At 40.8% G+C, this 24493-nt stretch carries 21 protein-coding genes; 14 read left to right on the top strand and 7 right to left on the bottom strand.

Translation table 11 applies throughout. The features are described from left to right. Positions 1-3 precede the first annotated feature (3 nt). From RM347_RS12335 to RM347_RS12345, 3 genes are all read left to right on the top strand, one after another. Entirely contained in the window at positions 4-429 is a 426-nt protein-coding gene (locus RM347_RS12335; protein WP_322716552.1) for a hypothetical protein, read from the top strand. Positions 430-508: 79 nt separating this feature from the next. Continuing rightward, a complete protein-coding gene (locus RM347_RS12340) occupies positions 509-1135 on the top strand; it encodes a type I restriction endonuclease (protein WP_322716553.1) in 627 nt (208 codons plus the stop codon). A 5-nt stretch (positions 1136-1140) separates the two neighbouring features. Next, a complete protein-coding gene (locus tag RM347_RS12345) occupies positions 1141-2298 on the top strand; it encodes a cysteine desulfurase family protein (protein ID WP_322716554.1) in 1158 nt (385 codons plus the stop codon). 42 nt (positions 2299-2340) lie between these two features. Here RM347_RS12345 and RM347_RS12350 read toward each other — a convergent pair whose 3' ends face one another. Together RM347_RS12350 and RM347_RS12355 are read right to left on the bottom strand one after the other, a co-directional pair. Beyond that, positions 2341-4128: a GmrSD restriction endonuclease domain-containing protein gene (locus tag RM347_RS12350; RefSeq protein WP_322716555.1), complete on the bottom strand. Its 1788-nt coding sequence runs from the start codon at positions 4126-4128 to the stop codon at positions 2341-2343. Between the two features lie 108 nt (positions 4129-4236). Next, a complete protein-coding gene (locus RM347_RS12355) occupies positions 4237-5196 on the bottom strand; it encodes a 1-aminocyclopropane-1-carboxylate deaminase/D-cysteine desulfhydrase (RefSeq protein ID WP_322716556.1) in 960 nt (319 codons plus the stop codon). 220 nt (positions 5197-5416) lie between these two features. On the opposite strand from RM347_RS12355, the gene RM347_RS12360 reads away from it, so the two are divergent. From RM347_RS12360 to purU, 9 genes are all read left to right on the top strand, one after another. Continuing rightward, on the top strand, positions 5417-7147 hold the full coding sequence (locus tag RM347_RS12360) for a diflavin flavoprotein (protein ID WP_322716557.1): 1731 nt from the start codon (positions 5417-5419) through the stop codon (positions 7145-7147). Positions 7148-7264: 117 nt separating this feature from the next. After that, entirely contained in the window at positions 7265-7777 is a 513-nt protein-coding gene (locus RM347_RS12365; RefSeq protein ID WP_322704865.1) for a phosphate-starvation-inducible PsiE family protein, read from the top strand. A gap of 147 nt (positions 7778-7924) precedes the next feature. Beyond that, positions 7925-9661: a diflavin flavoprotein gene (locus RM347_RS12370; protein WP_322716558.1), complete on the top strand. Its 1737-nt coding sequence runs from the start codon at positions 7925-7927 to the stop codon at positions 9659-9661. Between the two features lie 648 nt (positions 9662-10309). Next, positions 10310-12112, top strand: coding sequence for an iron uptake porin (locus RM347_RS12375; protein ID WP_416211869.1), 1803 nt, complete (start codon positions 10310-10312; stop codon positions 12110-12112). Between the two features lie 358 nt (positions 12113-12470). Beyond that, positions 12471-13475, top strand: coding sequence for an ABC transporter ATP-binding protein (locus tag RM347_RS12380; protein ID WP_322716559.1), 1005 nt, complete (start codon positions 12471-12473; stop codon positions 13473-13475). Continuing rightward, the gene (locus RM347_RS12385) at positions 13476-14288 is read left to right on the top strand and encodes an ABC transporter permease (RefSeq protein WP_322716560.1); all 813 of its coding nucleotides are present in this window, start codon (positions 13476-13478) and stop codon (positions 14286-14288) included. 86 nt (positions 14289-14374) lie between these two features. Further along, complete coding sequence (locus tag RM347_RS12390) at positions 14375-16099, top strand: GldG family protein (protein ID WP_322716561.1); 1725 nt, start codon at positions 14375-14377, stop codon at positions 16097-16099. Between the two features lie 77 nt (positions 16100-16176). Further along, entirely contained in the window at positions 16177-16800 is a 624-nt protein-coding gene (locus RM347_RS12395) for a DUF4340 domain-containing protein (protein ID WP_322716562.1), read from the top strand. 23 nt (positions 16801-16823) lie between these two features. Continuing rightward, a complete protein-coding gene (purU, locus tag RM347_RS12400; protein WP_322716563.1) occupies positions 16824-17678 on the top strand; it encodes a formyltetrahydrofolate deformylase in 855 nt (284 codons plus the stop codon). A 42-nt stretch (positions 17679-17720) separates the two neighbouring features. Here the strand turns inward: purU and RM347_RS12405 are convergent, their stop codons facing one another. Then, complete coding sequence (locus tag RM347_RS12405) at positions 17721-18776, bottom strand: DMT family transporter (protein WP_322716564.1); 1056 nt, start codon at positions 18774-18776, stop codon at positions 17721-17723. Between the two features lie 256 nt (positions 18777-19032). On the opposite strand from RM347_RS12405, the gene RM347_RS12410 reads away from it, so the two are divergent. Continuing rightward, on the top strand, positions 19033-19395 hold the full coding sequence (locus RM347_RS12410) for a hypothetical protein (protein WP_322716565.1): 363 nt from the start codon (positions 19033-19035) through the stop codon (positions 19393-19395). 255 nt (positions 19396-19650) lie between these two features. Here RM347_RS12410 and RM347_RS12415 read toward each other — a convergent pair whose 3' ends face one another. Genes RM347_RS12415 through RM347_RS12430 form a run of 4 tightly spaced genes read right to left on the bottom strand, consistent with a single transcriptional unit; the run spans position 19651 to position 22048 of the window. Continuing rightward, positions 19651-19989: a hypothetical protein gene (locus RM347_RS12415; RefSeq protein WP_322716566.1), complete on the bottom strand. Its 339-nt coding sequence runs from the start codon at positions 19987-19989 to the stop codon at positions 19651-19653. Then, complete coding sequence (locus RM347_RS12420; protein ID WP_322716567.1) at positions 19989-20369, bottom strand: hypothetical protein; 381 nt, start codon at positions 20367-20369, stop codon at positions 19989-19991. The genes RM347_RS12415 and RM347_RS12420 overlap by 1 nt, the downstream gene beginning before the upstream one ends. 3 nt (positions 20370-20372) lie before the next feature. After that, positions 20373-21587 carry an NRAMP family divalent metal transporter gene (locus RM347_RS12425; protein ID WP_322716568.1) on the bottom strand — a complete coding sequence of 405 codons (1215 nt, stop codon included), beginning with the start codon at positions 21585-21587 and terminating at the stop codon, positions 20373-20375. Next, positions 21584-22048: a hypothetical protein gene (locus RM347_RS12430; protein WP_322716569.1), complete on the bottom strand. Its 465-nt coding sequence runs from the start codon at positions 22046-22048 to the stop codon at positions 21584-21586. The genes RM347_RS12425 and RM347_RS12430 overlap by 4 nt, the downstream gene beginning before the upstream one ends. Before the next feature lie 475 nt (positions 22049-22523). Between RM347_RS12430 and RM347_RS12435 the strand changes: the two genes are divergently transcribed. Then, on the top strand, positions 22524-24053 hold the full coding sequence (locus RM347_RS12435; protein WP_322716570.1) for an FAD-dependent oxidoreductase: 1530 nt from the start codon (positions 22524-22526) through the stop codon (positions 24051-24053). Positions 24054-24493: the final 440 nt, after the last annotated feature.

A 24493-nucleotide genomic window follows, 5' to 3' on the forward strand; every position in this document is an offset into this window, starting at 1 on the left:
GCGATGCCAGAACCTATTTCTCTAATTTCTAGTGCTGAGATTCAACCATCAGAATTTTTGAGCTTTTTGCAATATTTAGGAATATTATTACATCCAGATAATGTATATGATGGGCGTATTTCTAGAGATAATACTCATGTTTGGATTGTTTTAGATAATACGGAGTTAGAAAATTTTAATGCTGATGAAATGAAACTAATAACCCAAAAGCTTACAGCGAAACCTCAGACTCACATTCTACTTGATGTCAGCAAAACTCCAGGAAGTGAGCAACTAGCGCTGGAGTTTGCCTGTAAGTTTGCCAAACAATGGTCTTGTATTGTTTACGACTCAAATTCTCAAATATACTCAGCACAAGAATTATTGGATTTATGCCCAGCAGAAGCAAGCTTTATTTGGGCATTAGATACAAAACCTAATCCGATATAGACTCGATTAGGATATCTTAAAAGTCTAGTCAAATTGCTTTAAAAACTGCCAGCACAATGATTCGCAATTTGAAATAAATATGATTCAAGTCATCCAAGCTCATAATATCAGCCTAACTTATTTAGAAGCAAGATTTGGTCTAAAAGAAACTGAAACTGAAGATTTTTTTACAGAGTGGTTTGACACTCTACCAGAAATCACAGATATAGAAAAACAATATCTAGACAGAGTTAAAACTAATTTTATGAGATTGGTAAAACACCCACCAATCTTAGAAAATGCAGTCAAAATGGTAGTTTTATCTCCTTTATTAGACTTGGCGGGATTCTATCGGGAGCCATTTTTTATCGCTACTGAAGAATCTATAGAAATTGCTTTGGAAGATGAAGGAGAAATTATCAAAGGGAAAATTGATGTTCTAGTTATTCAAGAAAAATTGTGGTTGTTAGTAATTGAATCTAAAAGAGCTAGTTTTTCTCTTTTAGCAGCCATACCTCAAGCACTGGCTTATATGTTGGGTAATCCTAATCCAGATAAACCTGTGTTTGGATTAGTGACTAATGGTAGTCACTGTATTTTCTTGAAATTGAGTAAGCAAGATACATTAAAGTATGCTCTTTCTGATGAATTCACCCTTTTAAAGCGAGAAAATGAATTCTATCAAGTTCTGAAAATTTTAAGAAAACTAAGTCAAGTTTTGAGTTAATAATTATGTCTATTCGTCCTATATACCTTGATTGTCACGCTACTACAGCCGTAGATGAACGGGTACTAGCAGCAATGCTCCCCTACTTCACAGAAAAATTCGGTAACCCATCAAGTATTAGTCATGTTTATGGTTGGGAAGCAGAAGCTGCTGTGAAGCAAACGCGAGAAATTTTAGCAGCAGCAATCAACGCCACACCAGAAGAAATTGTGTTTACGAGTGGGGCAACAGAAGCAAATAATTTAGCTATTAAAGGTGTTGCCGAAGCTTATTTTAAAAAAGGTCAGCATATTATTACTGTTGCAACTGAACATAGTGCAGTTATTGATCCTTGTAATTATTTAAAAAGTCTCGGTTTTGAAATTACTATTCTCCCTGTCCAAAAAGATGGATTGATTGATTTAACTGAGTTAAAAAAAGCTTTCCGTCCTGAGACGATTGTGGTATCGGTGATGGCTGCAAATAACGAAATTGGCGTGTTACAGCCTTTAGCAGAAATTGGGGAAATGTGCCACGATCGCAATATCATTTTCCACACCGATGCCGCCCAAGCTATTGGTAAAATTCCCTTAGATGTGCAAGCGATGAAAATTGACTTGATGTCGCTAACAGCACATAAAGTATATGGTCCCAAAGGCATTGGAGCACTGTACGTCCGCAGGCGCAACCCCAGAGTGCAACTGGCTCCCCAGCAGCACGGCGGCGGACATGAACGGGGGATGCGTTCTGGTACATTGTATACACCGCAAATTGTCGGCTTTGGGAAAGCTGTAGAAATCGCTTTGGCTGAACAAGAGACAGAAACCCAACGCCTCACCCAATTAAGGCAAAGCTTGTGGGAACAGCTTTCCCAAGTTGAAGGAATTCATCTCAACGGACATCCTCAACAGCGATTGGCGGGAAACTTGAATATCAGTGTTGAGGGAGTGGATGGAGCGGCACTTTTGCTAGGGTTGCAGCCAGTAATGGCAGTTTCTTCTGGTTCAGCTTGCTCGTCAGCAACTACTGCACCTTCCCATGTTCTTACAGCACTTGGACATTCAGAAAAGCTAGCTTATGCCTCGGTACGGTTTGGTATTGGACGGTTTAACACGCAAGAGGAGATTGATATTGTGGCGAAACATGCGATCGCTACCATTCAAAGTTTACAAAATAAACGGTAAGCATAAAAGCCAATAATGCCTCTTTTGTGGGCAATCGCTTATTTAGGAATAGATATTATCTATGCGATTGCCCATATCAAAAACATTAAATTCAATCCCGTCTAACTTCAGCCTCAAAGCCTCTAATAAGAGGTTTACCCTTTCTTCAATAAAAATGCTTAGGGCGTGTTCAGGAAGTGCATCGGCTCTTGACCATTCAAGAAGGATCGTAGGTATAAGATGAGAACGTAGCACTGTCTCTAAACCAGGCTCGTCATATTCTTTGAGATAATCTAACGGATTTTTATCGCTAATTTTCAAATTAGTTATTTGAGACAGATAAGAAATATTCATCAAGCTGTCAGATTCTATTTGACTAGCAATGCCACTCTGCTTAACAAAGTTAACTGGAAATATATGGTGCAAGTTAGGTTTATCTGTTAGCAGATAATAAACATCAGACAAAACATCTTTATGGGGTTTTGCCCAATCCTTTGGCTCATGGTTTGCATAAAGTGATAGTATCGCTCTGGATAAGCGACCTCTATAACTGTAAAAAGATTTTTTTATCGCATTCTTATCAATATCAAATTGATTGAATGAGTAAGCGCCATTAGCCTTTTGTTGATTAACAAACTCTATATGTTGCCAAAGGTGAGTAGTGTTTGTTAGTAAGTCTGCGTTATGAAAACTATAATACCAAAAATATTTGTTTAAAAAAGTATAATCTGGTTTATGATTACGATAAAAATATGCTGTGATAGTCAGATATAAATATCGGTAAGGAATTAATCTTCCACCCTTAATATGCAAACAATTATCAAAAAAATCAAAAGTTTTAGCAACCGCTATTTTAAAATCAGACCATACAGCTTCAATATGCTCTGTTTTTAGCTCATTAAGATACTTGTCAGTAATATTTTGTATGCCTGCATCAGGAAATGTAAGTTTTACTACTACAGCTAGCATCTGTAGCAATGTCCAATCATCAATAGTCGCATATTGACTGCTAGCAATCGACTCTCTAAAATTATTAATTAATTCACGAAGGTAAAACCCAGAAATATTATTCTTTTTGTCCTCAACCCGAAAAGTTTTAGCTACCACGATATCAAAGATATCCAAGGGTTTACCAGCTTGATTAATTCGCTCAAATATTTGGCAGACTTCTGCAACTTCAATACCGCGTAATTCAATAAAGGACATTCTATAATTGTCCAAAACTTCTTTACACTTTGCTAGCTGTTCTCTATAGGGATGATCAAAGTCACCGTAGCCACCTTTATAAAGATTTTTTTCAACATTCTTATAATCATTTTTAATATGTTCTAACTTGACAATCAGGTTTTCCTCATAACGTTTTTTTCTACTTTTATTTAATTTATTTTGCCCATTGTTATCATCTATCTCATCCCAAAAGAGAAATCTTTTGATGTAACTTATATCATCTGTTGCATCAGTAAATTCAATAGTCAAATCTACATATAGCGTTGGATTAAACTTATTTTTGCAATCAATCTTATTTTTATCTCCATATATTGAGGTTAGAAGGGCAGTAGTCCTTTGTTGTCCATCTAAAATATATTGGTATTCGTTAGAAGAAAAATTGTCCGCGAGCTTAATACCTCCTATTTCTCTATGACTTTCAAGCTTGGTACTAGTTTTCCAAATTAAAATACTTCCTAAAGGGTAAAATTTATAAATACTATCCCAGAGCTTTTTAACATTCTCTTTCTCCCAGACAATATCTCGTTGAAAAGTGGGAATTTGATACTTTCTAGCTAAAAGATTATCTAAATAGGTAGCAATGGCAGAATTAGTTGGCTGAATGCGATCAGTGTATGTAGACATTGAATTAACCTTACCTAACTTTGAGTAAATATCAAGATTGATGTGTGAATTTAACTTGTTTTAGTAAAATTCCATACAAAGGTAACTGATATTTAATTAAGTGGCAACTCAGATTTTCACAAACCTTTGAAAACGCTTCTCTATACCAGCATTGCCCTGTAAGCCTCCTGTATGTACTAGCAACAAGCGATCGCCTTTACTAAAAAATCCCTGCTTTAGTAAATCCATCACTCCGTAAAACATTTTGGCGGTATATACGTAATCAAGGGGTACGCCATGTTCCTGTGTGAACTGTTGGCTAAACAGTAGTAACTCGTCGTTCACCTTTGCATAGCCGCCGAAATGATAATCACATACCAATTCCCAGGAAGCGGGAAAACTATATGGTGCAGGTAAGTCAGAGGCGAGGTAATTTGTCAACAAACTTTCGATTTCTTGTGCGAGAAATGCCCCATTTTTCAAAACGGGAAAAGCGATCGCTCTTTGTCCTTCATGTAACGAAAGCGCAATCCCCGCCAGTGTGGTAGCTGTACCACAGGCTACGCATATATGATTAAATGCGTAGGCGTAGCCAGCCGTAGGCATCGCATTACCAATTATCTCTGTGCAGCCGCGCACACCATTTAAATTACTCCCGCCTTCGGGAATAATAAACACCTCGCCGAAACGTTGTCGCAGATATTCCTCTAACGCTGGTGTGTTGCGCTGTCGGTACATCTCGCGGTTCAGGTACACAAGCTGCATACCCTGCTGTACAGCAAAACTCAGGGTAGGGTTTAATGGTAGTCTCTCCTCCCCACGAATTACACCAATGGTGCGAAAACCAAAAAGATTACCAGCTGCCGCAGTTGCATAGATGTGATTGGAATAAGCGCCACCAAAGGTTAGCAACGTTGTGAAATTTTTCTCTTTGGCCTCCAAAAGATTGTATTTCAGCTTGAACCATTTATTGCCGTTAACCCACGGGTGCATGAGATCCAGGCGTAGCACATACAGATCAACACCAGCGTGAAGGGCGATTTTGCTGTTGATTTGTTGTATAGGAGGAGGAAAAAATATTAACGACATGCGTAAACATTCTAACTTAGTATTTACATTTTCTCACATTCATTATTGAAGATAAAAGTAATGATAAACATTGAGCAATTCAATGGTAAATCAATCTAAATGATGAATAAATCTTTCTGATGATTAGCTTTAGAAATTGGCATTTTACTAATTGAGTATTTCAGGTAAATATAAGAAACATAACGCTCTCTTCAGACAAAAATCTTTTTGGAGAAAACAAATGGTTGCCCTCACAGAGCTTACTCAAGTTACTCCCAACTCAGGACGGTTGACGATTCAAACTGTTGAAATTGCTCCTCAAACAACTGCTATTCGTTGTCTCGACTGGGATAGAGAACGTTTTGATGTCGAGTTTGGTTTACGTAATGGTACAACCTATAATTCTTTCTTAATTCAGGGAGAAAAGGTTGCCTTAGTTGACACATCTCACCGCAAGTTTGAGCAATTATATCTTGAGGTAGTGGTGGGATTAATTGATCCGACTAAAATAGACTATTTGATTATTAGCCACACGGAACCAGACCATAGTGGGTTAGTGAAAGATATTTTACAATTAGCTCCCTCAATTACTGTTGTCGGTGCTAAGGTAGCTATTCAATTTCTAGAAAATATGGTTCACCAGCCGTTTAAATCAATGCAGGTGAAAAGTGGAGAGCGATTAGATTTAGGCAACGGACACGAATTAGAATTTATTTCTGCACCTAACTTACACTGGCCTGACACAATTTTGACTTATGACCACAAAACTTGCACTCTCTACACTTGCGATGTGTTTGGGATGCACTACTGTGATGACCACACTTATGATGAAAATATTACCTTGATAGAGGAGGATTTTCAATATTATTATGATTGTCTCATGGGACCTAATGCTCGGTCTGTTTTGACAGCTTTAAAACGGATTGAAAAGTTAGAAATAGGAACAGTCGCCACGGGACATGGCCCGTTATTACAACACTATATCTCCGAATGGCTCGAACGCTATCAAATCTGGAGTTTAGAACAAGCAAAAACAGAGACATTAGTAGCTCTATTTTATGTTGAAGATTACGGGCATAGTGAGCATTTAGTCCGTACAATAGCGCATGGATGTGCGAAAACAGGAGCAGCAGTAGAATTAGTAGACCTCAATAGTGCCGAGCCTCAAGAAGTTCGAGAATTAGTTGCACAATCTTCTGGTTTAGTAATTGCAATGCCACCCCAATCTTCGGTGATGGCTCAAGCTTCTTTAAGCACTATTTTAGCTGCTGTTAACAAAAAGCAGGCAATTGGTTTATTAGAGTCGGGAGGTGGAGAAGATGAACCAATTTATCCTTTACGTAATAAGTTTCAAGAACTGGGATTAACTGAAGCTTTTCCTCCTATCTTAGTTAAAGAAATTCCTACCCAAGCAACGGAACAGCTTTGTGATGAAGCTGGGACAGATTTGGGTCAATGGTTGAACCGCGATCGCACCATTAAACAGATTAAATCTATCAATACCGAGTTAGAGAAAGCTTTAGGGCGGATTAGCACAGGACTATACATCATCACCGCCAAAAAAGGAGAAATTCAGAGTGCGATGCTGGCTTCTTGGGTGGCACAAGCGAGTCTTGAGCCTTTAGGAGTAGCGATCGCAGTATCCAAAGATCGGGCAATTGAATCCTTGATGCACGTTGGCGATCGCTTTGTTTTAAACGTTTTAGAAGAAGGCAAATATCAAGGATTAATGAAACATTTCCTCAAGCGTTTTGCTCCTGGTGCAGATAGATTTGCTGGAGTGAAAACATATCCGGCTAAAAATGAATCGCCCGTTTTAGCTGAAGCTCTAGCTTACATGGAATGTGAAATCACTAGCCGTATGGATTGTGGAGATCATTGGGTAATTTATAGCACAGTCCAAACTGGAAGAGTTGCCAACCTACATGCACTTACCGCCGCGCATCACCGCAAAATTGGCAATCATTACTAATTTGTCATTTGTCATTGGTCATTGGTCATTGGTCATTTGTCATTAGGCTCTTCTGCTCCCCTACCCCCTGCTCCCCACAGACGCGATGAATCGCGTCTCTACAACTCCCAAAAAACTATGTATAAATCTGTTGAAAATACCCCGATTACCATGTACGAAATCAATCGTGGGCGCGTTGTCCGAAGCTTGGAATTTATCCAAGATGTAATTGTAATTTCTTTGTGTATCGGTTTATTTAGCTTCATGGTGCTTCAGGTGAGAGATATGTTTCTCTCCTTACTTCCACCTCTAGATTTTCATGCTGTTACTGCCGATATTCTCTTTTTGCTTATCTTAGTTGAGTTATTCCGACTGCTGATTATTTACCTACAGGAACATCGAGTATCTATTGGGGTAGCTGTTGAAGTTTCCATCGTTTCTGCCTTGCGAGAAGTCATTGTTAAAGGTGTTCTAGAAACAAGTTGGAGTCAAGTTTTAGCGACTTGCGCCTTTTTATTAGTGCTGGGAATACTACTGTTTCTCCGAGTTTGGCTACCCCCTACCTTTGAAGGTATCGATCCCGAACAAGAAGTATCTAAACGCTATAGAAGCCGAGCCAAGTCTGAATTAACACAAACCAATGGTCATTAAAAATAGGGAGTAGGCTTGCCGTGAGCGTAGTCGAACGGGAGTGGGTAGAGACGCGATTAATCGCGTCTAATGTTCTGCCATGTCCAATGCCCAATTCCCCATTCCCCATTCCCCATTCCCAATTCCCTATTATTAACAGAGGTTATTATGTCTGCAAATACTTTAACTACCAGCCATCCTAGAGATGTACAAGTTGCTGAAATTGGTAAAAATACTCTGATTCTACGATCGCGGACTTGGGACAGACTAAAATTTGAGGTGGAGTATTCCCGCCAACGGGGAACTACAGCAAATTCTTATCTGATTCAAGCTGATAAAAAGGCTTTAATTGACCCTCCCGGCGAATCTTTTACCGAAATTTACCTTGAGCAACTAGCACAACATCTAGATTTCATCTCCCTCGATTACATTGTTCTCAGTCATGTCAATCCGAACCGCAGAGCAACCTTGCAAGCATTGCTCTCTCTGGTTCCTCAAGCCACTCTCATTTGTTCTCGCCCCGCCGCCAATGCTCTCAAAACCGCTTTTCCCGAATTTGAATCACCTATTCAAGCGATGCGATCGCAAGATACTCTAGATTTAGGACAAGGACACCTTCTATCATTTATCACCGTACCGACTCCCCGGTGGGCGGATGGACTTTGTACCTACGATCCCGCCACGAAAATTCTCTACACAGATAAACTTTTTGGCGCTCATATTTGCGAAGATACCTTGTTTGATGAAGATTGGAAGGGATTAGATGCGGAACGTCGTTATTATTTTGAATGTCTCCATGCGCCCCAAGCTAAACAAGTTGAAGTAGCCTTAGATAAACTGTCAGTTTTGGGAGCCAGATGTTACGCCCCAGCACACGGCCCGGTTGTTCGTTACAGCCTCAGTCGTTTTACTTATGATTACCGTCAATGGTGTCAAGGACAAAAATCTCAAGAATTGAGTGTCGCTTTGCTTTATGCTTCTGCTTATGGAAATACAGCAATTTTGGCAAATGCGATCGCTCAAGGTTTGATTCAAAATGGAGTTAATGTAGAATCAATCAACTGTGAATTAGCCGATTCTGCCGAGATTAACCGTATTGTAGAAACTTGCGATGGCTTGATTATCGGCTCACCCACATTAGGCGGCCATGCACCGACTCAAATTCAAACTGCTTTAGGAATAGTTCTCTCGGTGGCGGCTAAAACTAAGTTAGCAGGGGTGTTTGGTTCTTACGGTTGGAGTGGAGAGGCAATAGATTTAATCGAAAGCAAGCTCAAAGATGCAAATTATCAACTAGGGTTTGAAACAATTCGGGTGCGTTTCAGTCCTACTCCTGAGATTCTTCAGCAGTGTCAAGAAGCAGGTGCTTCTTTTGCCCACAACTTGAAGAAAACCAAAAAACTGCGGACTTCTCGTCAGATTGTCACAGAAACCCATGTAGATCGTACTGAACAAGCGGTGGGGCGGATCGTTGGTTCTCTGTGTGTTGTGACAACTCGTGATGAAGAAACTCACAAAGGGGTTTTAACTTCTTGGGTATCGCAGGCAACTTTTAACCCACCAGGAATTATGATTGCGATCGCTAACGAGCAAAATGCAGATTTAATGCATCATCCTGGCGATAAATTTGTGCTGAATATCCTCAAAGAAGGAAGAAATGTCCGCCGCTATTTTTCTCGTCATAGCACTTTAGGGGATAATCCCTTTGCAAATCTTGCCACAAAAACTGCTCTGAATGGTTGTTTGATTCTGAATGAGGCATTAGCCTATTTAGAATGTACAGTGCAAAATCAGCTAGAATGTGGCGATCGATGGTTAATTTATGCCGTCATCGATCATGGTGAAGTTTTGGAAAACGATGGTGTCACTGCTTTAGAGTATCGGAAATCTGGCAGCTATTATTAGCCTAACTTTTGACTCTTGTCTAGAAAAACTCCCTTTGTGTAAAGCTACGGTGTACACACAAGTCTTTTAGAGTTTTAATGCGATTGTTTAGTCTGACAATGCGATTGTTTCGCTTGACAATCCCATTGTTTTGGCTGACAATCCTATTGTTTCGGTTGCACTAATGATCAGGTTATATATTTTAAGATTATCAAAAAGTTATTTTTTGATAATCTTAAAATATATAATTTAATCTTATTTGCATAAATGTAAAAACTTTAAAAATGTTTATTTTTGTAAAAAACACATATAAACTCCTACTTATCAAAACTATAGTATATCTATAAAGTTTAAGTAGATTGAAAAGTTCAAAAATTATTTTTTAAGCAATGAAGTATTTACTCATGGCTAAGTAATTGTTAAAATTGCAATTTTGATCTTAATAAAAGCTGCAAATACTCTCAGTCGATGCATCGACTGAGATATAACTGTGTGAATTCTGTACAAAGTAATTTTGTACAGTATAGATTCGCATATTTAATCGGCAAACTCTCAACAAAAAGAGTATTTCATTCTTGAAAGCTTGCTTTGGTAGGCTGGCTTCAGCTTGTGAATAATACAGTATTCACAACAAACAGTGGTGTTTTATTTTGTGTGTGAGGAACGGGTGTGAATTACTACCAATTAATGTGTAATAGAAGAATCAGTTGGCTGTGCTTACTTACTGCTTTCATCTTGCTAGGTGCATCTCCTGCGACTGCTCAATCAAGCGCTGACAATACTACTATAAACAATTTTGATCTCGCAGATAAAGACAACAGTAGCGTCTTTTCAATTAATTCTAATATTCAAGAACCTAATGCGATCGCTCAAGTAAACTCAGTATCTCAATTATCTGATGTCAAGACAACAGATTGGGCATTTCAAGCACTGCAATCTGTCGTGGAGCGTTACGGTTGCATTGTCGGATATCCTGACAGTACTTACAAAGGTAATCGTGCCTTAAGTCGTTATGAATTTGCTGCTGGCTTGAATGCTTGCTTGGATAGAATCAACGAACTGATTGCTACTAGCACTGCTGATTTAGTTAAGAAAGAAGATTTAGCTACTCTCCAAAAACTCCAAGAAGAATTTACATCTGAACTTGCAACACTGCGTGGTCGAGTAGATGCCTTAGAAACTCGTACAGCTACCTTGGAGAAGCAACAGTTTTCTACTACAACTAAACTTAATGGCGAAGCTATTTTTTCTTTGTCCACAGCTACAGGTGGAGAACCAGGTAGCCAAGATGCTAATTTAGCCTTCAATAATCGTGTCAGACTCAATCTTACCAGCAGCTTTAACGGCAGTGATTTGTTGATTGTTGGACTCCAAGCTTACAACTTCAGATCAACAGGTTCATTTTATGAAAGAGGAACTATTCAAGGCCAATTACTGCCGAATTCAAGTTTTCTTGGCGCAGGTTCAACCAAGTTAAGCTTTGAACCTCAATTTCCTGGCTTTAACCCCCAGACACTACAACCCGATGGCGGAGCAAATTCAGTTAGTCTTTACAAGCTAGCTTATGTCTTACCGTTGTCTCAGAAATTGGTTGTTTTTGGTGGAACAAATGCAGAGATTACAGATGTTTTTCCTGCCATCACTCCTTATGCTAGCGATAGTCAAGGTGCAATCTCTCGATTTGCAGGTTATAACGCTGCCGTCAGAATTACAGGAGGCACTTCGGGTACGGGTTTATTAGCGGGTGCTGGTTTCTTGTGGAATCCTTCAAAACAAGTGGGACTCGGAGTTATCTATGGTAGTGGTTCAGCTCCGATATCAGAAGATCGTGGTCTTTTGAACACACCTTTGGGAGGAGGTTTCTTTAACGGTACGCAAGCAATTGCTGCACAACTGACCCTCAAACCAATCTCAACTATTGATATCGGCATCAACTATGCACACAGCTACCACACAATCAACATTCTAGGTACAGGCTTGGGTAGCGCTGATATTGCTTCTATTCGATTTACTCCCAATGCAGCACAACTGGCGAGGTTTGGTGGTGACGCTACACTAGCAACTCTTGATGAGCCAATCAATGTAAATTCTGTTGGTGCAACGGTAACGTGGCGGTTTGCGCCGAAAACATCCTTGTCATTATCAGGTGCGTTGCTTTTTGCTAATCTCTTAAATGTAGATGCCTCTACAACCTTCAGTAGTTGGTCGGCTGGGTTGCATTTTAAAGATATATTCCATGAAGGGAACACCGCAGCCCTCATTTTTGGACAGCCGCTTTACCGAGAATCTGTAGGGGGAATTGCTTCTCGTCCAGAAGACGCGACTCCCTACCATTTAGAAACGTTTTATAACTATCGGGTCAATGACAATATCTCCATTACCCCTGGTGTATATTTTATCTTCAGCCCTGAAGGTTTTAGTGCTAATGACACAGCAATTGTAGGCGCACTTCGCACTACTTTTGCCTTCTAGAGCGCTGGGGATTGGGGAAGAAGCAAGGGGGCAGGGGAGCAGGGGAGAAAGAAGTTGTAGTAATACCAATTTGAAAAAAGAATGCGACAAATAGACCATTTGTAGAGACGCGATTCATCGCGTCTTTACCCAAGGATGTGTTGCAATCATTAATTGAATTGGTATAAGTTTTTTCCCTCTGCCCCTCTGCCTCTTTTCAATAATGGGGATCTAGGGACTGACTATGAACTATTTTGACACAAAGAGATTTTTCAGGAACTTTACCCCTTTTCAGCTAATCTTTGTGCCAGTCCCCCATACCCAATATCGTGATCTAAGATTGTTGGGTATCTTATAAATTGCGATCGCCACTATACGGATGATTGAAGTTGAACATCTGAGTAAAATATACGGTTCCACCCCAGCGATTACTGATGTCACCTTTAGCGTCGAGCCTGGGGAGATTTTAGGGTTGTTGGGCCCCAATGGCGCTGGTAAAACCACAACCATGCGGATTCTGGCTGGTTATTTACCGGCAACTAATGGAAATGCCCGGATTGCTGGTTATGATGTCCATGAAAATTCCCTGGCTGTGCGCCAACGCATTGGTTATTTACCGGAAACACCACCGTTATATCCAGACATGACGGTGGAGGGATTTTTGCATTTTGTCGCCCGAATTAAGGGAGTATCAGCAGGCGATCGCCCGAACAAGGTAACAGCCGCCATCGAACGCTGCAACTTAGAAGATAAGCGACGGGTGATTATTCGCAAACTCTCTAAAGGATACCGCCAAAGGGTAGGAATTGCTCAAGCGATCGTCCACGATCCACCAGCGATCATTTTGGATGAACCCACTGTTGGACTCGATCCCCGACAAATAATTGAGGTGCGGAATTTAATCAAAAGCCTCGCTGGTAGTCACACAATTATTCTTTCCACACACATTCTGCCAGAAGTGAGCATGACTTGTAGCCGCGTCGCCATCATCAATCGCGGTAAAGTTGTGGCGACTAATACACCAGAAAATCTGATGACTCAGTTGACAGGTGGTTCAGGGTATGAATTGGAAATAGAAGGCGAAGCTGCCTTAGCGAAACAGGTATTACAAAAAGTCGCGGGTGTGAGTCTGATAGAATCAATTCCCACAGCCGGAGGTCATCAGCCGCAGACAAACCGCGCTTACCTGCGGGTAATATCGCAACCGGGAAAAGAACCAGGAAAAGATATTGCCACAACATTAGTGCGTGCAGGATTTGGTTTACATGAACTACGGCGTGTTAACGCCACCTTAGAAGATGTATTCTTGCAACTGACCACAGAAGAAAAAAATTTCGATCCTGAGGTAGACTTAGCAGCAGACAACGAAGGAGAGGCAGCGTAAATGGGTGTAGTACTGAGTAATATTATTGCCATTTATCGCCGAGAGTTACAGAGTTATTTTGTATCACCTTTGGCTTATGCGATCGCAGGTGTATTTTGGTTCCTCGCGGGGTTATTCTTCGTGATGATTTTGCTCGGGCCAGATGGCATTTTAGTAGGGGTCGCGGCAATAGATTTACAAGGGCAACAACTGGGAGTGCCAGTACCGCCGATAGATGTTCCCTACGAATTTATCCGGATATTTTTGGAGCGCATGGAGTGGCTATTATTGTTTATCCTGCCAATTCTCTCAATGGGACTCTATGCCGAAGAACGTAAGCGAGGTACTTTAGAACTGTTAGCCACATCACCAATCACCAATTGGGCGGTGGCTGTAGGTAAATTATTAGGTGTGCTAACATTTTTTACCACGATGGTTGTACCCATGCTAGTGTTTGAAGCGATCGCACTCAGCGGATCAAATCCACCAATGGCGCTCTCAATTCCCTTGCTGGGTCATTTTGGATTAATCTTGCTAGCAGCGGCAATTTTATCTTTAGGAATGTTTATTTCCTCATTAACAGACAGCACAATTTTGTCTGCTGTTCTCACCTTTGCAGTAATTTTATTGTTGTTATTCATTGATTTAATTGCCAAAATTGTCCCTGGACCTGTGGGCGAAGCCTTAGGTTATCTATCGTTGCTGAAACATTACAACACTCTCATCCAAGGTATTTTTGATACTAGCGCCTTAATTTTATTCGCCAGTTACATTTTTTTGGGTATCTTTCTCACAGCTCAATCAATTGATGCACTGCGCTTTCAAAGGCAGTAGTTATATAAGTTATGAGTTAAAAGTTAGGAGTGAGAAGTTAAAACTCATAACTCATAGCTCCTAACTCCTCACTTCAGTCTAATAATATGAAGATAGTTGCAAAAAAGAAACTGTGGAAATATCTGTTTTGGTTGGGCCCGTTCCTAATTGCTATCGGCTTAACAGTTGGATTAGTCTCTGAACAGTGGGGATTAATTCCATTAATATTTCTGATTGCGGGAATTGTCATCAGTGGGTTGGGGATAATATGGCAAAGTTACCAAACTAACTGGTGGAAGCGTCGTTCTACCCAAGCTGGCACTAATGCTTTAGTGGCAACTCTGGCAGTATTGGCAATTTTGGGATTGATCAACTTTTTGGGAACTCGCTACCATTTGCGGGCAGACTTAACAGAGGCTCAATTGTTTACCCTTGCACCCCAGTCACTGGAATTAGTGAGGGCTTTACCACAGCCAGTTAAGGTGTGGGTATTTGATATTAACCAGAATCCTCAAGACCGAGAACTGCTGGAAAATTATAAGCGACAAAGCTCAAAATTTAAATATGAGTACATTGACCCTCAAGCTAGACCAGGACTTGCAGAAAAGTTTGGCGTCAAAGATTATGGAGAAGTTTACTTAGAATCTGGGGATAAACCGCAATTAGTACAAACAGTAAATGAAAATGAACGCCTGTCAGAAGTCAGATTAACTAGTCGTCTGCAACAACTAACAAATTCAACCATAACCAAAGTTTACTTACTTCAAGGTCATGGCGAACGCCAACTTTCGGCTGGGAAAGGTGCAATATCACAAGCAGTTCAGGGATTAGGTGACAAAAATTACACAACATCACCACTGAATCTAGCAGAGACCTCTAAAGTTCCTCAAGATGCCGCTGTCGTAATAGTAGCTGGCCCCAAACGAGGGCTGTTTGAGGGCGAAGTCAAAGCCTTGCAAGAATATCTCAATCGGGGCGGTAACTTACTGCTAATGATTGATCCCAATACCGATCCCAAACTTAACAGCTTGCTACAAGAGTGGGGTGTTCGTCTGGATAATCGTTTAGCAGTAGATATTTCAGGCGAAAGCGTTGTGGGACTTGGCCCTGCTGCGCCCTTAGTAACAGAATACGGACAACATCCAATTACCAAAGATTTCGATAAAGGTAATTCTTTTTATCCAGTTGCACGACCACTGGAAATTACCTCTGTACCTGGTGTCGAAGCTACTCCTCTGCTGCGAACCAAACCCTATCCTAATAGCTGGGCAGAAAGCGACCTCCAAAGCGAAAAATTGGAGTTTAATGCAGATAAAGACCTCAAAGGGCCTCTGACCTTGGGTGTTGCCTTAACAAGAAAACAAGCAACTAAATCTGCTTCCACTCCCCAAGCTTCACCCCTACCATCACCAACCACCCAAAGCAAGACTAGCCCTACTCCTTCCCCTTCCCCCAAGACTCCGCAAGCGTTACCCTTACCATCACCAACCACTCAAAGCAAAACTTCCCCCACTCCCTCTACCTCCCCTGCTCCCTCTGCCACTCCCTCATCTCAAACAGCAACCGAGTCTCGGTTAGTGGTTTTAGGAAATTCTAATTTCGCCACCGATGGCTTGTTTCAACAGCAACTAAATGGAGATGTATTCCTCAATTCAGTTACTTGGCTGAGTCAACAAAATCAGCAACCCCTTTCCATTCGTCCCAAAGAACCGAAAAACCGTCGGATAACCCTGACAACCACCCAAGCCAATCTTTTAATATTGTCGTCTTTGTTGGTTTTACCCTTAATTGGTTTGGCGGCGGCAGTTATTATCTGGTGGAAACGACGCTAAGAAGTGAGTTATGAGTTATAAATATTAGCTTTTTACTGCTGACAATTGACTAATGACAAATGACTAATGACTAAAAAATGAAATTGCCGCGAACGACTTTAATTTTGATACTGCTAGCGTTGGGTTTAGGTGGTTTTGTTTACTTCTATGAAATTCGAGGTGCAACTCAGCGAGAAGAAATCAAGGAGCAAAAGCAGCAAATTTTCTCTTTTAGAGAAGATGATGTGCAATCTTTAACAGTCAAGACAAAAAAACTCACCTTGAATCTGGAACGTAGCCCTGAATCTAGTAACCCGAAATGGTTAATCAAATCTCCGATATCGGGCCCAGCAAATGATGCTATTGTTTCTTATTTAATGGATTTATTGGTCAAAGGTAATAGCGATCGCACTCTCTCAACTCCAGCAAAAGAGCTTGGAGAATTTGCCTTAGATCAACCCCAAGCTACCATCAATATCACCCTGAAAAACCGACAAAGCCATCAGTTGATTTTGGGTAAATCTAACTTTAACGGTCGTTTCTTGTATGCTCAAGCTGACCCTGCTGCTAAACCCGATGGAAATATAAACGTGCTGTTGGTATCTACAGATTTTGCAAATGCCGTGAATCGGGAATTATCAGAGTGGAAACAACCTGTAGATAATAGTCAGAAACTTCCTCCGCTCACGATTCCTAACCCAACTCCGACAAACAGCAAATAATTAAAAAATCTGGCGATATTATTATGACAAATCCGACAGCAACATTGCTGATTTCCTGCCCCGATCAACGGGGATTGGTGGCGAAATTTGCTAATTTCATCTATTCTAACGGTGGTAATATTATCCATGCAGATCAGCATACAGATTTTGCTGCTGGGTTATTCCTTACGCGCATTGAATGGCAATTAGAAGGGTTTAATTTGCCGCGAGAGTTTATTGCCCCTGCATTTAATGCGATCGCACAACCTTTAGACGCTCAGTGGGAAATACGTTTTTCTGATACAGTACCACGCATTGCTATTTGGGTAAGTCGGCAAGACCATTGTCTATTTGACTTGATTTGGCGACAACGCGCTAAAGAATTTGTGGCTGAAATTCCTTTAATTATTAGCAACCATTCTAATTTAAAGGTAGTGGCAGAGCAATTTAATCTCGACTTCCAGCATATTCCCATCAATAAAGATAATAAAGCAGAACAAGAAGCCAAACAACTAGAATTACTACGTAATTACAAAATAGATTTAGTTGTATTGGCAAAATATATGCAGATTGTTAGTGCAGATTTTATTAGTCAATTTCCGCAAATTATTAATATACATCATTCATTTTTACCAGCTTTTATCGGAGCAAACCCTTATCACAGAGCTTTTGAACGTGGTGTAAAAATTATTGGTGCAACTGCTCATTACGCCACTGCTGATTTAGATGCAGGCCCAATTATTGAACAGGATGTGGTGCGAGTTAGTCACCGTGATGAAGTTGATGATTTGGTGAGAAAAGGCAAAGATTTGGAGAGAGTTGTATTAGCAAGAGCAGTGCGATCGCACTTGCAAAATCGTGTATTAGTATATGGTAATAGAACAGTAGTATTTGAGTGATTTTATATCCGATAGAAATATATTTTCTGCCTCCTCCCTCCTTCAAATCCCCTTGAATCCCATACCAGTTTCTACCTGTTGCTGTACTGGAGTAGAATTCACCTTGCCAGATGCAACCCTAGAAGTCTGACGCCAAGTGCCAAACTGGCTCAAGAATATGCCTACTAAAATCAAGCTACCGCCAATATATTGAGGTAAAGTAGGGGCTTCACCCAAAATTAAATAGGCTGCTAGGATGCCTACAATTGGGCTAAATGAGCCAATTAAGGAAGCCGTAGATACAGTGGAAGTTTTCAAGCCTTTAATCCAAAAAGACTGGCCTACCACTACAATCAACCCACCATAGAGAAACATCCACTGCCACAAGAATGGTGAGAAGACATCAGCAAAATGATCGCTGCCATAGAGGACTAAAGCAATGAGGAAAAAGATTACGGTTCCTAATGCAGTACGAAAAATGCTATAGATTCCCAAAGGAATCTGCGAAAGGTGTTTCTTGCCAATAATCATAGAAGCAGCTATAGCCACAGATCCTGCTGCTGCCAAAAGTTCCCCTATGCCTAAACCGAAACCTCCCATGTTCATCATGGTTTCTCCTGGCGGCTGAAGGATAATAGTTAGGATAACGCCAACAAACGCTGCGATCGCTCCGATAAATTCCCAAATATTTACCCGTTCTCTTAATAACCAGACTGATAAAGCCAGACTTAGAGGTGGTTCCAAGCGTCCAACCAAGATAACATTGTTCACTCCTGTGAGTGCGAGTGCCTGGAAAATTAAGCCAGGGGCCAAGGCTCCTGATAAAATAGCTACTGCCGTTAGACTGACCCAATCCTTCCTTGAGAGTTGCTTCAAAGTAGCCTTGTTCCACTGTCGCCCATAGATTAGGATCAAAAGTATCAAGGCGCAAAGGTTTCCCACGAATAAAACATTACACAAAGAAATTGGATTGCGATTACCGATAAAATGTTGAGCACCAATTTCTGTTAGCTTCCGCGTAACGGCACTAGATGCTCCAAAAATTAGCATTGCTAGCCAGAGATATGTGTGTCCGGAAATTCTATGGATTAAGCGATGTGGTCTTTTGGGTCTAGTCACAATAACATCACTGCAACGAAAGCATTGCTGATCATATTAAGTTGCCTTCACGCACTTCAGAATGAGGTTTTGTTGAGAAAATACTTAAATTATCCTGTGACTTTGAGCAACCATGATTACCTGAAAAAATGCTGAGAATTGACTAAATTTTTTCAAGGGATAAATTCATGAAAATAGTGGCTTAGTTTCAATAAGCTCTCACTGCCACCTGAGATGCTTGAGATGTTCAGGATAAAACAAAGAAGAGAAGTAACAAATGAAACTTGCACCCTTACTTACAAGTGTAGCCTTGGTTGGTTTTTTCACCGTTTGGGACGCACCATTAAAGGCGATCAATCCTTCATTAGTGCAGGCATCAGCAGCTGAAGAATTGTCTGTGGCCAAGAAACTAGACTTGCTTACTAAGAGTAAGGGTCAGATTGGTAGTGGCGATCAACTGCGTCGTTTCTTTTTTGGTGACTTAGAGCCAATCGGTATCCAGCTAGGTGGTGCAGGTCACGTAGTTAACCTTTATAACAAAGCCAATGATGTTACATTCTCTTACTGTTCGCACTACGATGTAATTGTTGCCATCAAGAAAGGTAAGGTAACTAAATTTGAACCCAGTGAAGTGAAGTAATACTAAATCCACTTTCTAATTAATATTTTGCTAAAACCACAGGAGCTATTTCATTACATCTAAGTTGCAATGTCTGACAACAAACCTTTCCGCATCTACGACCTAGAAAAAATCTGATTTGCTCCTCCACAAAAAGGCGTTAATTTTATTGCAGAATCAGGTTAAATGGCAAAGGTAAAAAGTAAAATTCATCTTTTTACCTTTACCATTTAACCCTTTTTTAATTCTTTTTTTAAATGTCTTTTTTAAACCAAATTACTCTGTATCCTGTGGCTGCTCGTCTAATGACTTTAATACATCTAGACTGCAACGCAAACGCGGCTTGTCGGGGTCAGTCAAATCTAGCTTATCCCAAGGTACTGTATAACCACCGTGAATTTTGTGCGCCCCCAGTAGATGCAAAATTTCTAACCCAATTGTCCAAGCAGATAACCGTTCTAACACCGCAGCATAACCGATAAGATATTCCTTAACAATCCATTCTTCGCCTTGTTGTTCGGCGCGTACTTCCTCAATGCGTCCGACGGCTTTACCAGTTGAGTCTAATACTGGTTTACCCAGCAGTAATTCTAGATGGATTTCACGAGTTGTCATTATCCCCCTCCTGGAATTCGTGCGATGATGCGATCGCGCAGCCATTTTTCATACCCTAAAGCTGGTGTTGCTTCAGCTTCAACATCGACTTCGACATCTATCCCGACATCTCGCACTTTTGACCACGGAATCCGAAACGGTTCACTTTGTTTAGCGCCCCATTTACTTGCAATTGCTGCTACAAAACGTGCCAATCGGGGATTTAGCCGTCTGGTAAGGGTTGTCACTCCTACTTCAATATAAGCAAGTCGTGGTGGTTCGCGTAGGCTTTGCCCGCCGAAGGCATCGCGCAACTCTATCACTACGCCATCGACTTTACCCATTTTGCGTTGATTGCGGTCAACTAATTGGTTATCAAGAACATCTCTGATAATATTCATTTCCTATCCTCCAATCATTTCCAATGGAATAGCAACGATCGCTAGCACAAATGTCAGCGCAATTGTAAAAATGACAACACTGTTACTAATCCAGCCGTTGCGATACTTGCCAACATAAAATTCATCATTCATCAAAACCAAAAAAGGTATAACTACAGGCGGCAAAATCACTGCTGTAATCGCCATTGAAAACAAAGTCAATTGCAATGGATCGATACCAAATACCATCAGTAACGAGGCGAGAAAGACAAACACGGTGTAGACCAAACTAAAACGTGCGGCATCTTTTGGTTTAAGATTTTCGCCCCAATTCCAACCAAAAGCTTGAGCCACAATATACGCCGTGTCGAGGCTTACCTCCAGTGCTGCACCAAAGCAAGCAATCCCTAAAGATGCCGCAAATAGTACAAAACCCCAGTAACCAAAGGTTTCTGTCAACATCAGCGCCGCCTGTTCATAGCTATCAACCTGGATACCTTTGGGATTAAGTACCAGTCCTGCCACAATCAACACTCCGAGCGATACGATACTACCAAAGCCCATCCCCAAACCAGCAACGGCGCGATTCACACCGATATACCCTTCATCCCACTTATCTTCTACTGCACCAGATGAGTAGAAATAAAATAAGTACGGGCTAATCAATGCACCCAGGATGCCAACAGCAAGGTATAAGTAATGTGCGGTATCTTGTTTTGGCAGAGTTGGCAACAAACCAGAGCCAAGTTGTGTTAATGATGGATGTAGCTTAAAAGTAGCGACGACAAATACTAGTGTAATTAATCCAAAAAAAGAAATACCGTTTTCAATTAATCCAAATGTCCCTTTCCAAAGTAGCAACCAAATTCCAAAAGCTACGGGTAAAGCAAACCACTGGAAACTAATGCCTGTTACTAATTGCAGGGCGATACAAACACCACCAATTTCGGCTGCTAAAACCAGAAAATCAACGACAATTTCTGCAACTAGTGGAATAATATAAAAGTTGAACCCAAATCGTTCTCGCACCGCCGCAGCTAATGTATGTTTGCTAACAGCTGCTAAACGTCCTGACATTTCCACCAGAAAAATTACACAAATTGTCCCTAAGACAATCGCCCAGATTAGTTGGAAGCTGTAGGTAGATCCAGCTTCCGCAGCAGTAGCGATCGCACCTACATCTAGAAATCCACCAATACTGGTAACGATACCAAGCGCGATTTCCAAAATTTTATTCATTGGTTTGCCCTGCTACTTTTCTTTAGCTTGTTTAGCGATCGCTTTTCTGCTGCTAATTCTCCAAGTTTTTGTCGTACCGCTGAACGATTTTTTTGTCGCACAGCCCTGGAAATTTCTTCGGTTTTATTTGCTAACTGTAAAACTTCAGACAGTAGCCCTGATTTATCACGTTTGCTCACATCTTTAGATAACTTTATTTTGTCTATTTTCTCTTTTTCTTTTCGCAGTTCTTCCGTAGCTCTTTTCAATGTTTGTTCAGCATACTTATTTGGTACAGCACCGCGTATCCAAGCATCTCCAACCATATTTGCTGTTGCTGCCCAAGAATATGCACTTTGTGTTTCTTTGTCCATATCTTCTACGGACGTTTTACCACTGCAAGAGGCTAATAATGTCAGTATTAATAAACAATTAATTACAGATCCTAATTTCCCAGGCTCTGACATTTCTAAACTCTTCATAGCCAACATCAATATATCTTCTTGTTATCTTGGCAACAGTGTACATCTATCTAACGAAATATTTTGTAAAATATTATTGCAAATTTAATATTTATTCTTCATAAGAATCCATTGTCCTAACACAAATCAACTTTGTAAATTAAGATAATGATTTAACTTTTAGTATATGAAGGCTCCATCTAATATTTTACAAAATTATTTAATAGAGAAAAATTTGATAATTTCATCCCCTATTAAGCATATTTTTATGTCTATCATGATGCAGATACATTATTTACAATTAATAGTCTAGGCTTATACAATAACAAGCTGGAATACACTTCTTAGCTTGGTTGTGGCAAGGTTGAAAGACACATAAAGGCACAATCTAAAAGGAAAAATATTTTGATATTTTTCCTTCTTACTTTCCGATTAATCTTACCTCCATAACCTTTTTTCCAGCAGAATTAAGTTAGGCTTGAGACTCTAAAAAAATATGCAAAACGACTCTGGTAAAACTATTTCTATTTGGATGACAACGGCAGAAGTCCCAGATCAACCCCAGCTTACCGAAAATACTCATGCAGATGTGTGCGTTGTCGGTGCTGGGATAGCGGGGATGTCAACTGCCTATATGTTAACCCGCGCAGGTAAGTCAGTAGTAGTGCTAGATGATGGCCCCATTGGTGGCGGTCAAACGGCAAGAACAACGGCACACCTATCGAATGTGCTGACTTATCGCTACCACGAACTGGAGCAAATGCACGGTAAAGAGGGCGCAAAACTGGTTGCTCAAAGTCATACAACAGCAATTAATACTATAGAGGCGATCGCTACCCAAGAAAACATTAATTGCGACTTTGAGCGACTTGACGGCTATCTTTTTCCCCCAGACCTAAAATCTATAGATGAGATTCAGCAGGAGTTAGAAGCAGCACACCGAGTTGGACTCACTGATGTAGAAATGGTAAAGAAAGCGCCGCTGACCGACTTTGATACAGGAGTGTGTCTACGCTTTCCTCGACAAGGGCAATTTGACCCACTCAAGTATCTAGCTGGACTTACAGAAGCAATTGAACGCCGTGGTGGTAGAATTTATACAGGGACGCATGTAGAAAAAATCAAAGGTGGTTTACCCGCTCGTGTTGAGACGAGCAGTGGTAAAGTTGTAACGGCTGATGCTGTGGTAGTAGCGACCAACTCACCCATTAGTAACTTAGCTACTATGCACTTCAAGCAGGCTCCATACATTACTTTTGTCATCGGTGCAAAAGTGCCTCGTAATTCTGTTCCCAAAGCCCTGTATTGGGATATCCTCGATCCTTACCACTACGTAAGATTACAAAGCATTGACGAACAATATGATGTATTAATTGTTGGTGGTGAAGACCACAAAACCGGGCAAGCAGACGATGCCTCCTCACGGTATGCTAGACTCCAAACGTGGACACAAGAACGTTTCCCGATGGCACAGGAAGTTTTATTTCGCTGGTCGGGTCAGGTAATGAATTCTGATGATGGTATTGCCTACATTGGCAAAAACCCCTTTGATGAGGAAAACGTCTACATCGTTACCGGTGATACAGGCATAGGAATGACCCACGGCACGATCGCAGGGATACTCTTAACTGATTTGATTTTAGGGCGAAAGAATACCTGGGCGGAGCTTTATGACCCATCACGTGTGAGAATTGGTGGAGTAGGTGACTTTATATCTGAGAACCTCAACGTTGCTGCCCAGTATTTAGAGTGGGTGACACCAGGGGATGTTGATTCCGTTGAAAAAGTCACTCCCGGTACAGGTGCAGTAGTGCGGCGTGGTTTGACAAAAGTCGCAGCTTACCGAGACGAAAACGGCACACTGCACGAACATTCTGCAATCTGTACTCATCTCAATTGTATCGTCGCCTGGAATTCCTCAGAAAAGACCTGGGATTGTCCGTGTCACGGTTCGCGGTTTAATACGCAGGGACAGGTAATCAACGGGCCAGCGATTAATGGGCTGACACCAGTGGAAAACAAGTAAAAATATTCACAAATGTTTTGTTGAGTGGGCTGTTTGCCCACTTTTTTATTGTAAATCTAGTAAATATACGGGAACTTCTGGTTTTGGATTATGGTCAATTGATGTCACTCTCTAATTAGTGTAGGCGTAGCCAGCCGCAGCCCTTTGTGTCCAATTTAACTTACCCTAACTCTTTGGCAAGCCCCTGTACGCATCTAAAGGTGCGTACAGATGCTGTTATGCATTGTCAGCTTTTCCTGAATTGTCTTTATATATACAATAATTACAGTTTCTTAGTCAGATTAACGCAGACTTCAAACACTTTCAAATCCCTAAAATGGATGTTTGCTCATGGAAAATATTTGCGTTATTCAACCAAATATTACCATAATTCTTTATATCTATACTAAAAGTTTATGAAAGCTATATCAAACGACACGCCGCACATTTTTGCATCCAAA

The sequence above is a fragment of the Nostoc sp. ChiQUE02 genome (assembly GCF_034531305.2).
In the GTDB taxonomy this organism is placed as follows: domain Bacteria; phylum Cyanobacteriota; class Cyanobacteriia; order Cyanobacteriales; family Nostocaceae; genus Nostoc.

Bases quoted from the DNA above. Each gene is read 5' to 3' on its own strand.
- RM347_RS12335 (WP_322716552.1), top strand. From the start codon at position 4: ATGCCAGAACCTATTTCTCTAATTTCTAGTGCTGAGATTCAACCATCA.
- RM347_RS12340 (WP_322716553.1), top strand. From the start codon at position 509: ATGATTCAAGTCATCCAAGCTCATAATATCAGCCTAACTTATTTAGAA.
- RM347_RS12345 (WP_322716554.1), top strand. From the start codon at position 1,141: ATGTCTATTCGTCCTATATACCTTGATTGTCACGCTACTACAGCCGTA.
- RM347_RS12350 (WP_322716555.1), bottom strand. From the start codon at position 4,128: ATGTCTACATACACTGATCGCATTCAGCCAACTAATTCTGCCATTGCT.
- RM347_RS12355 (WP_322716556.1), bottom strand. From the start codon at position 5,196: ATGTCGTTAATATTTTTTCCTCCTCCTATACAACAAATCAACAGCAAA.
- RM347_RS12360 (WP_322716557.1), top strand. From the start codon at position 5,417: ATGGTTGCCCTCACAGAGCTTACTCAAGTTACTCCCAACTCAGGACGG.
- RM347_RS12365 (WP_322704865.1), top strand. From the start codon at position 7,265: ATGTATAAATCTGTTGAAAATACCCCGATTACCATGTACGAAATCAAT.
- RM347_RS12370 (WP_322716558.1), top strand. From the start codon at position 7,925: ATGTCTGCAAATACTTTAACTACCAGCCATCCTAGAGATGTACAAGTT.
- RM347_RS12380 (WP_322716559.1), top strand. From the start codon at position 12,471: ATGATTGAAGTTGAACATCTGAGTAAAATATACGGTTCCACCCCAGCG.
- RM347_RS12385 (WP_322716560.1), top strand. From the start codon at position 13,476: ATGGGTGTAGTACTGAGTAATATTATTGCCATTTATCGCCGAGAGTTA.
- RM347_RS12390 (WP_322716561.1), top strand. From the start codon at position 14,375: ATGAAGATAGTTGCAAAAAAGAAACTGTGGAAATATCTGTTTTGGTTG.
- RM347_RS12395 (WP_322716562.1), top strand. From the start codon at position 16,177: ATGAAATTGCCGCGAACGACTTTAATTTTGATACTGCTAGCGTTGGGT.
- purU (WP_322716563.1), top strand. From the start codon at position 16,824: ATGACAAATCCGACAGCAACATTGCTGATTTCCTGCCCCGATCAACGG.
- RM347_RS12410 (WP_322716565.1), top strand. From the start codon at position 19,033: ATGAAACTTGCACCCTTACTTACAAGTGTAGCCTTGGTTGGTTTTTTC.
- RM347_RS12415 (WP_322716566.1), bottom strand. From the start codon at position 19,989: ATGACAACTCGTGAAATCCATCTAGAATTACTGCTGGGTAAACCAGTA.
- RM347_RS12420 (WP_322716567.1), bottom strand. From the start codon at position 20,369: ATGAATATTATCAGAGATGTTCTTGATAACCAATTAGTTGACCGCAAT.
- RM347_RS12425 (WP_322716568.1), bottom strand. From the start codon at position 21,587: ATGAATAAAATTTTGGAAATCGCGCTTGGTATCGTTACCAGTATTGGT.
- RM347_RS12430 (WP_322716569.1), bottom strand. From the start codon at position 22,048: ATGAAGAGTTTAGAAATGTCAGAGCCTGGGAAATTAGGATCTGTAATT.
- RM347_RS12435 (WP_322716570.1), top strand. From the start codon at position 22,524: ATGCAAAACGACTCTGGTAAAACTATTTCTATTTGGATGACAACGGCA.